At 72.3% G+C, this 8982-nt stretch carries 7 protein-coding genes; all 7 read left to right on the plus strand.

Annotated elements, in window-relative coordinates:
- Positions 1-438: hypothetical protein (locus tag GU5_RS17295; RefSeq protein ID WP_010525311.1), on the plus strand; the 438-nt coding region annotated here is incomplete at its 5' end.
- Positions 439-503: 65 nt separating this feature from the next.
- A complete protein-coding gene (locus GU5_RS16395; RefSeq protein ID WP_010525312.1) occupies positions 504-1307 on the plus strand; it encodes a copper resistance CopC family protein in 804 nt (267 codons plus the stop codon).
- A gap of 81 nt (positions 1308-1388) precedes the next feature.
- Positions 1389-3584, plus strand: coding sequence for a cytochrome c oxidase assembly protein (locus GU5_RS0109320; protein WP_010525313.1), 2196 nt, complete (start codon positions 1389-1391; stop codon positions 3582-3584).
- The gene (locus GU5_RS0109325) at positions 3581-4414 is read left to right on the plus strand and encodes a hypothetical protein (protein ID WP_010525314.1); all 834 of its coding nucleotides are present in this window, start codon (positions 3581-3583) and stop codon (positions 4412-4414) included. Before GU5_RS0109320 ends, GU5_RS0109325 begins: the two co-directional genes overlap by 4 nt.
- A 91-nt stretch (positions 4415-4505) precedes the next feature.
- Complete coding sequence (locus tag GU5_RS0109330; protein ID WP_010525315.1) at positions 4506-6485, plus strand: NHL domain-containing thioredoxin family protein; 1980 nt, start codon at positions 4506-4508, stop codon at positions 6483-6485.
- A 240-nt stretch (positions 6486-6725) separates the two neighbouring features.
- The gene (locus tag GU5_RS0109335; protein ID WP_010525316.1) at positions 6726-8087 is read left to right on the plus strand and encodes a dicarboxylate/amino acid:cation symporter; all 1362 of its coding nucleotides are present in this window, start codon (positions 6726-6728) and stop codon (positions 8085-8087) included.
- A 45-nt stretch (positions 8088-8132) separates the two neighbouring features.
- Positions 8133-8609: a flavodoxin domain-containing protein gene (locus GU5_RS0109340; RefSeq protein WP_010525317.1), complete on the plus strand. Its 477-nt coding sequence runs from the start codon at positions 8133-8135 to the stop codon at positions 8607-8609.
- The last annotated feature ends 373 nt before the right edge of the window (positions 8610-8982 follow it).

Here is an 8982-nt window from a genome sequence, read left to right on the forward strand (position 1 = left end):
GGCCTGGCGGGGGTGCGGCTCAGCCGCACCCGCCTGGCGCTGTCGGTGGGAGCCAGCCAGGCGCTGCTGCACGGGCTGTTCGTCCTTCCGGCGCCGCCGACGGCGATGCGCGGCGTCGCCGACGTCGAGCACGCGGCCCACGCGGGTCACGCCGCCGATGCCGCGCAGCATGCGTCGGGGCATATGCTCCCGGCCCATGTGCTCGCCGCGCTGGGCACCTATCTGCTGCTGCGCCGGGGCGAGGTGCTGCTGGCCGCGCTGGTCGATCTGCTCACGCTGCGTCCGGCGCGTATCCTGATGAGGGCCGCCGGCGGACTCCAGACCGCCGCGCGTCGGGTCCTCCTCCCGCGGACCGCGCGTCGTCCGATGCTCCTGAGGGTCGACGTCGAGCCCGGGACCGTGCGTGGTCCGCCGCCGCATCCGTCGTTCCCGACCTGACCCGGCAGGCCCCCGCCCGAGGCGGGAGGCCGGCGCATGCACCTGCAGACGAAGGACGCTCCACGATGGACCACCACACCCCTGACACGACCCCCCGGCGCCGCGGTCCGCGGCGCGCCGCGCTCGCCGGCCTCGCCGGCGCCTCGGCCCTGGCCCTGGGCACGGTGACCGCCGCCCCGGCCTGGGCGCACGACGAGCTGATCTCCGCGACCCCGGAGTCCGGCCAGATCCTCACCGAGATCCCCGACGCCGTGGAGCTGGAGTTCAGCGGCGACGGGCTCACCACCGGCGAGGGCATCACCAACGAGATCCGGCTGACCGGCCCGGAGGGAGAGCGCTGGGACGGCGAGACGACCGTCGACGGCGCCACGATGACCACCGAGGTCGACGACGAGCTGCCCGCCGGCCAGTACGAGGTCCGCTACCGCGCGGTCTACTCGGACGGCCACCAGGAGGAGGACACCTACACCTTCGCCATCGAGGACGGCGCGGCCGGCGCCGCCTCGCCCGACGCGGACAGCACTGAGGACAATACCGAGGAGCCCTCCGCCGACGAGTCCGCCTCCGAGACCACCGACGAGACCACCGACGAGTCGACCGACGAGGCGACCGACGAGGCGACCGGCGAGGCGACCGGCGACGCGGTCGAGGGCCAGCAGGCCGCCGACGGCGAGGCGTCGCCCGAGGCGGCGGAGTCCGCCGCCGAGGAGACCTCGACGCCGGCCTGGCTGCCGGTGGCCTTCGGTGCCGGCGCGCTGGCCGTGGTGATCGTCGCGGTGGTGCTCGTCCGGCGCAGGATCACCCAGGTCGACCGGTGGAAGCGTGATTCGGGCCGGGACTCCGGCACGGACTCCGGCGACCGCGGCTGACCCGACCGACTCCGACCGACTCCGACCGACTCCGACCGACACCGGCCGATTCCGACCGATCCCGAGACCGAGGACGCCCGCATGACTCCCGCCTCCGGCAGCCCCCGAGACGCCCGCGTCGACCCCGAAGCCGACGTCGCCGTGCGCGCGGTCGGGCTGCCGGCGGCGGGTGCGGCCCTGTGCCTCGGACTGATCGCCGTGGCCGTCGCCGGGCTGCTCACCGGCCTGTCGACGCCCGGCGAGATCGTCGACCCCGGTGCGCTGACCCGCTGGGGCCTGCCGATCGCCCGGTTCGTCCACCACCTGGCCATGGCGACCGCCATCTCGGCGGTGCTGCTGGCCGCCGCGGCGATCCCGGCGCGCGTCGGGCCCCGCGGCCGACGGCGGCGCGGCCAGGACGGCGCCGAGCACCCGGTCTTCGCCGCCGTGCTGCGCATCGCCGCCACGGCCTCGGTGGTCTGGACGGTCGCCGCGATCGCAGTGCTGGTGCTGACCTTCTCCGACATCTCCGGTCAGCCGGTCTCGGGGGAGAACTCCTTCAACGAGGGCCTCCTCGGATACATCGAGTCCATCGCCACCGGTCAGGCCTGGGCGACGGTGGCGGCGATCGCGGCGCTGTTCACCATGCTGATCTTCGCCGTGCGCTCCACGCCGGGACTCTTCGTGCTCTCCGCGCTCGGGCTGGCCGGCATCGTGCCGATCGCGCTGGTCGGACATTCCTCCTCCGGCGACGACCACATCGCGGCGGTGAACTCGCTGGGGCTGCACCTGCTCGGCGTCGTCGTCTGGGTCGGCGGGCTGGCGGTGCTGCTGCTCCTCGCCCCGGTGCTGCGCGACCAGGCGAGGCGGCTCTCCGCCCGCGACCAGGGCGGCCCGGAGCTGGTCGGCACGCTGCTGCGCCGCTACTCGACGATCGCCGGGATCGCGATCGTGCTGGTCGCGGCCTCCGGAGTGGTCAACGCCGAGCTGCGCATCTTCGCCTGGGGCCAGCTGATCACCACCCCCTACGGGCTGATGATCGCGTTGAAGGCCGCCGCGGTGCTGGCGCTGGCCGGCATCGGCTGGATGCACCGCAGCTGGATCATCCCGCGGCTGGTCGGCGCCCACGCCGGACCGGCCGCCCGCCGCGGCGTCGGGTCGACCGACGACGGCGCGAGGCCCGACCAGCGCGGCGTCACCGGGCTGCTCTGGCAGCTGGTCGCCGTCGAGGTCGCCATCATGTCTGCCGTCGTCGGGGTCTCCACGGTGCTGGGCCGCACCGCCCCGCCGGTCTCCGAGGACCTGCCGCCGGGGGCCTCGCCGGCGCGCATCATCACCGGCTACGACCTGCCCCCGGCCCCGGAGCTCGCGAACTACTTCACGCTCTGGCGGCTGGACTGGCTGTGGGTCTTCCTCGCCGTCGGCCTGGCGGTCTGGTACTGGGCCTCAGTGGTGCGGCTGCGCCGCCGCGGCGACTCCTGGTCGATCGTCCGCGGCGTCAGCTTCGTCGTCGGGCTGCTGACGCTGGTCTGGGTCACCTCCGGCGGGCCGTCGATCTACGGGCTGGTGCTCTTCTCCGGGCACATGATCCAGCACATGACGCTGACCATGGTGGTGCCGATCTTCCTGGTGATGGGCTCGCCGGTCACTCTGGCGCTGCGCGTGCTGCCCGCGCGCGCCGACGGCACCCGCGGCACTCGGGAATGGATCCTGTGGCTGGTGCACTCGCGGTTCTCGCGGATCGTGACCCATCCGGTGGTCGCGGCGGCGAACTTCGCCGGCTCGCTGGTGATCTTCTACTACACCGCCTTCTTCGGCTTCGCCCTGGAGTACCACCTGGGGCACCTGATCATGACGGTGCACTTCCTGCTCACCGGCTACATCTTCGCGCTGGTGATGGTCGGCCAGGATCCGCTGCCGAAGCGGCCGCCGCATCCGCTGCGTCTGCTGATGCTGCTGGCCACGATGGCCTTCCACGCCTTCCTGGCGGTGGCGCTCTCCGGCTCGGAGTCGCTGCTGCAGGCCGGCTGGTTCGGGAACATGGGCTACGACTGGGGCTTCTCCGCGCTGGAGGACCAGCAGCGCGGCGGCGAGCTGATGTGGGGGATCGGCGAGATCCCGACCATGCTGCTGGCCGTGATCGCCGCGATCCAGTGGTCCCGCGACGACGACCGGCAGATGCGCCGCGAGGACCGCGAGGCCGAGCGCACCGACGACGCCGCGCTGCGCGAGTACAACGAGATGTTCGTCCGCATGGCCGAGAACGACCCGCACCAGCCCCAGGGGCCGCGCGGATGAGCCGCCGGAACATCCTGGGCGAGGGGCCGCGCGGCCGCCGCGGCGCCGTCGTCGTGCCGCTGCTGGCCGGCGCGATGCTGCTGGCCGGCTGCGGGGCCGGCGCCGACGACCCCGCGGACGGCGGCTCCTCCTCCGGCGAGGACAGCCCGAGGTCCGGCTCCGAGCGGCAGCTCGCCGCGGCCGAGGCGGCGATGGATCGGGCGGCGAGCTTCGGCTTCGACCAGGCCGGCTACGCCACCGTCGAGGCGGTCGAGCAGTTTCGTGAGCAGACCGACGAGACCTTGGCCGGCGACGCCGCCGAGGAGGTCGACCCCGCCGCCTGCGCCGATCCGCTCGCCGCGGTCGACTGGGCGCCGCTGCTGCTCGACGCCGACGTCGCCCGGGTGGACTTGGGCTCCGAGACCTTCACCGGCACCGGCTCGCTGGAGATCGCCGAGGTTCCCGGGGACGCCGACGCCGCCGCCGGCGAGCGCGTGGCCGAGCATGTCGAGCGCGTCGAGCAGCTGCTGGAGTCCTGCCGGGAGGTCACCTACACCCAGTCAGAGCAGGACTTCACCCTGGAGTTCGGGGACGTCGACGCCGCCGTCGAGCCGGTGGAGTCCGCAGCTCCGGAGACGACGGCGGCCTACCGCTGGAGCCGAGAGTTCGCCGACTCCGCCGAGGACGGCGCCGACGCCGACGGAACAACCGCGGCGCAGATCCTGTTGATCCGCAGAGGCGAGGACGTGGTGATGGTGTCCTTCATCGGCGAGCCGGCCGCCGGCTCCGCGGAGTTCACCACGATGGCCGAGGCCCTCGCCGCCGAGACCCTGGACGGGCTGGCCGACTGAGTCGGAGCTGCTCCGGCGCGAGCCGGCCCGCCCCTCACGACCCGTTGCACGCATCGCGCGCACCGCGCGCTTCACACGAAGGAGCACCAGCATGACGGAGACGATCCGCCGCACCGATCGGGTGCGGGCCTCCGAGCTCGTCGGCCGCGGATGGCTGAACACCGGCGGAGAGGAGGTCACCCTCGCCGACCTGCGCGGCAAGATCGTCATCCTCGACTTCTGGACCTTCTGCTGCATCAACTGCCTGCACGTGCTCGACGAGATGCGCCCGCTGGAGGAGCGCTTCTCCGATGTGCTGGTCACCGTCGGCGTGCATTCGCCGAAGTTCGACCACGAGGCCGACCCGGACGCGCTGGCCGCCGCCGTCGAGCGTTACGAGATCGCCCGACCGGTGCTCGACGACCCGAACCTGACCACCTGGCAGGCCTACTCGGCCCGCGCCTGGCCGACGCTGGTCGTCATCGACCCCGAGGGCTACATCGCCGCGCATCTGGCCGGCGAGGGTCACGTGGCCGGTCTCGACTCGCTGGTCGAGGAGCTCGTCGCCGAGCATGAGGCCAAGGGCACTCTGCACCGCGGCGACGGCCCCTATGTGCCGCCGGAGCCGGTCTCGCGCACGCTGCGCTTCCCGGGCACCGCGGTGCCGGTGACCCGCCCGCTGGGTGCCGACGACGACGCCGCGGCCGCCGGTCGCTTCCTGGTCGCCGACACCGGTCACCACCGCATCGTCGAGCTCGACGCCGACCTGGAGACCGTCGTCCGCTCCTGGGGCGGCGGTCCCGAGGGTGGAGAGAAGGGCCACCGCGACGGCACCGCCGCCGAGGCGCTGTTCACCGAGCCGCAGGGCGTGGCGATCCTGCCGGCCGAGGTCGCCGCGCAGGTCGGCTACGACCTCGTCGTCGCCGACACCGTCAACCACCGGCTGCGCGGCATCGACGTCTCCGGCGACCGGGTGCTCACCGTGGCCGGCAACGGCGTGCAGCGGCTGATCGACTCCGACCGGGTGGCCCAGGAGCAGGCCGCAGGCGTCGGCAGCCTGGGCACCGAGCCGCTGGAGGTCTCGCTGTCCTCGCCGTGGGACGTGCTGTGGTCCGAGGCCGCCGGCACGCTGATCGTCGCGATGGCCGGCACCCATCAGATCTTCGAGTTCGTCCCGACCACCGGCGAGCTGCGCGTGCTGGCCGGCACCGGGCTGGAGGGCCTGACCGACGGCTCGGCCGACGAGGCCTGGTTCGCCCAGACCTCCGGGCTGGCCGCGGACGCGGCCGGCGACGTCTGGATCGCCGACTCGGAGACCTCCTCGCTGCGCGTGCTGCGCACCGCCGAGGACCCGAAGGCGCCGCGCGTGGAGACGATCGTCGGCGAGGGGATGTTCGACTTCGGCTTCCGCGACGGCGACCCGGCCCAGGCACGACTGCAGCACCCGCTGGGCGTGGCCGCGCTGCCCGACGGCTCGGTGCTGGTCGCCGACACCTACAACGGCGCGATCCGCCGCTACCGCGGCGAGCACCTGGCCGCCGACGGCACCACGGTGCCCGCCGAGGTCTCCACCGTCGCCCGCGGGCTGAAGGAACCCTCCGACGTGCTGCTCGACGCCGACGGCTCCACGCTGCTGGTGGTCGAGACCAACGCCCACGAGCTGGTGCGCGTGGCCATCCCGGAGGAGTTCCTGACCGTCGACGAGGGCGCGATGCAGTCGCACCGGCCCAGCACCGACGTCGCGCCGGGCGAGCTGACGCTGACCGTCGGCTTCTCCGCGCCCACCGGCCAGAAGCTCGACGACCGCTTCGGCGACCCGACGCAGCTGAAGATCTCCTCCTCGCCGGATGAGCTGATCGTCTCCGGCGCGGGCAGCTCCGAGGGGCTGACGCGCACGCTGCAGCTGGACCCCACCGTCGGCGAGGGCGTGCTGCACATCACCGCCCGGGCTGCGGCCTGCGACGGCGCCCCGGGTGAGGAGATCCCGATGCACGCGGCCTGCCACCTCTACCAGCAGGACTGGGGCATCCCGGTGAACCTGGTCGAGGGCGCGGGCGACACCCTGCAGCTGGATCTGCGCGGCGTGAAGTGAGCGCCGCGCTGGACTGAGCCTCTCGCCGCCTCGCGTGCGGCCCGGCGAGCGCCTGCGGGCCGGGGTTCTCCCCGGCCCGCAGGCGCATCCTCGCTCCGGGTCGGCGCGACGTCGGTGCCGCCCCGGCGCATCCCCGTCATCTCGTGTCACATGTGTCACATGTGTCACACTGTCGTCCGCCCCTGTTGCCGAGACGGGGATCGACGGTGATCCCGGACGGTCCCCGGGGAGTGATGACGCATGGCCGACGAGCCGCAGACGACCTCTGCCGCCGACCCTTCCGGCTCCTCCGGGGAGCCGCCCCGCCGATCCCCGTGGGGGCGCTATCTGGACTTCCCGTTGATCTGGAAGCTCGCCGTCGCGCTGGTCCTCGGCGTCGTCGCCGGACTGGCGGTGGGCGAGCCGATCACGGTCATCGAGCCGCTCGGCGACATCTTCCTGCGGCTGCTGTCCATGCTGGTCATGCCGCTGATCCTGCTGACCCTCGTCTCCGGGGTCGCCTCCGTCTCGCCCACGACGCTCGGGCGCATCGGCGGCAAGGCGTTCATCTACTACCTGGTGACCACCGCCTTCGCGATGACTGCGGGCATCGGCCTGGCCCTGTTAATCTCGCCCGGCGCCGGACTGACCCTGGACGGCACTGAGGAGGTCGAGGAGCAGTCCGCCCCGGCTCTGTCGCAGGTGCTCACCGACATCGTCCCGGAGAACATCTTCTCCGCCCTCGCCGACGGGCGCGTCCTCGCGGTGATGTTCTTCGCGCTCGTGGCCGGCGTCGCCCTGGCCTTCCTGCAGGACAGCGAGGAGGAGCGCCTCTCCTCGCTCGCCGCAGATCTGCGGCGGTTCGTCGACGGCGGCGTCGAGCTGGTCTTCCTCATCATCCGCGGCGTGCTGCAGTACTCGCCGATCGGCGTCTTCGCGCTGATCGCCGTGGTGGTCGGCGAGACCGGGGCCGATGCGCTGCTGCCGCTGGCCAAGCTCACCGGCGTCGTCTACGGCGGCATCGCCGTCCAGATCGTGGTCTACACGGTGATCCTGCTGCTCTTCCGCGCTCCGATCGGCCGGTTCTTCCGCGCGGCCAAGGAGCCGATGCTCACCGGTTTCGTCACCCGCTCCTCCAGCGGCACGCTGCCGGTCACCAGCCAGGCGGCCGAGAAGCTGGGCGTGGGCAAAGGCGTCTACTCCTTCACCCTGCCGCTGGGCGCGACGATCAACATGGACGGCACCGCGATCTACGTCGGTGCGGCCACCGTCTTCGTCGCCGACGTCACCGGAGCCCAGCTCACCCTCGCGCAGCTGGCCACTGTCGCCGCCGTCGGGGTGCTGGCCTCAGTGGGCACCGCCGGAGTCCCCGGCGCGGGGCTGATCATGCTCACCATGGCGGTGACCTCGGCGGGGCTGCCGATGGGCCCGGTCGCCCTGGTCGCCGGCATCGATGCGATCCTCGACATGGGGAGGACGGTCTGTAACGTCACCGGCGACCTGACCGGCACCCGCGTCATCGCGAAGTCCGAGAAAGGTATGCTCGCCGAAGACGCCGGAAGAGCCCGACCGGACTCGGCCGTCGAGCGGGAGGAGGCGCCTGGGAGGCCGCGGATTCGATAGGCTCGTCTCCAGACGCACAAGCGCTGGCGAAAGGCGGAGGACCCCATGACCACACTGGTCGTCACGGCGAGCAAGCACGGCTCGACGGCGGAGATCGGCGAGCGCATCGCCACCACGCTGAGCGCCCGCGGCGTCGCCGCCCATGCCAAGGACGTCTCAGCGGCCGGGCGGTGGCTCTACGAGGCCGACAACGTCGTCGTCGGCATGCCGGTGTACCGCCAGAAGCTGCACGGGGCGGGAACGATGTTCCTGGACAGCAACCGCACCGAACTCTCCGGCAAGCCGCTGTTCCTCTTCGCCGTCGGCGGCGGTCCGGTGCTGGACGCCTCGATGGAGGCGCGGCTGAAGCAGCATCCCCACCGCGAGGTGGTCTACTTCCGCGGGGCGATCGACGCGTCGACGCTCAGCCTCGTCGAGAAGCTGCAGCTGAAGGTCGCCCAGGCGCCGACCGACGCCGACCTGCGCGACTGGCCGGCGATCGACGACTGGGCGAACTCGCTGCTCGCCTACGGCGTGAGCTGAGCGCAGCCCGCCGGCTCAGTCCCCGACTGCCGATGCTATGACGGCCCTGGGCTCGGGCCTGAGATTCCACCGATCACGGAGGGAAGCTCAGGCCCGAGCCCAGGGTCGTTCTTGTGTGCGAGGCAGGCGTCGTCGAACCTCCAGGTGATCGGGCTGCTCTGCCCATCTGAGGGGAACCGATCAGAATCCTCCTCTGAGTAGGGTGAACACATGTGCTTGACGTATGTGCGGAACGTCGTAGCATAGTCGTCGTGATTCGCGTCATGAGGTGCGGGTCACTGTAGTCACTGTCGACTGACCGGCATCACCTGAGGAGAATCCATGAGTGCCACGCCCGAGACCCGAACCGATGAGAACGTCCCATCCGCCGCAT

Source organism: Nesterenkonia sp. F (assembly GCF_000220985.1).
In the GTDB taxonomy this organism is placed as follows: domain Bacteria; phylum Actinomycetota; class Actinomycetes; order Actinomycetales; family Micrococcaceae; genus Nesterenkonia.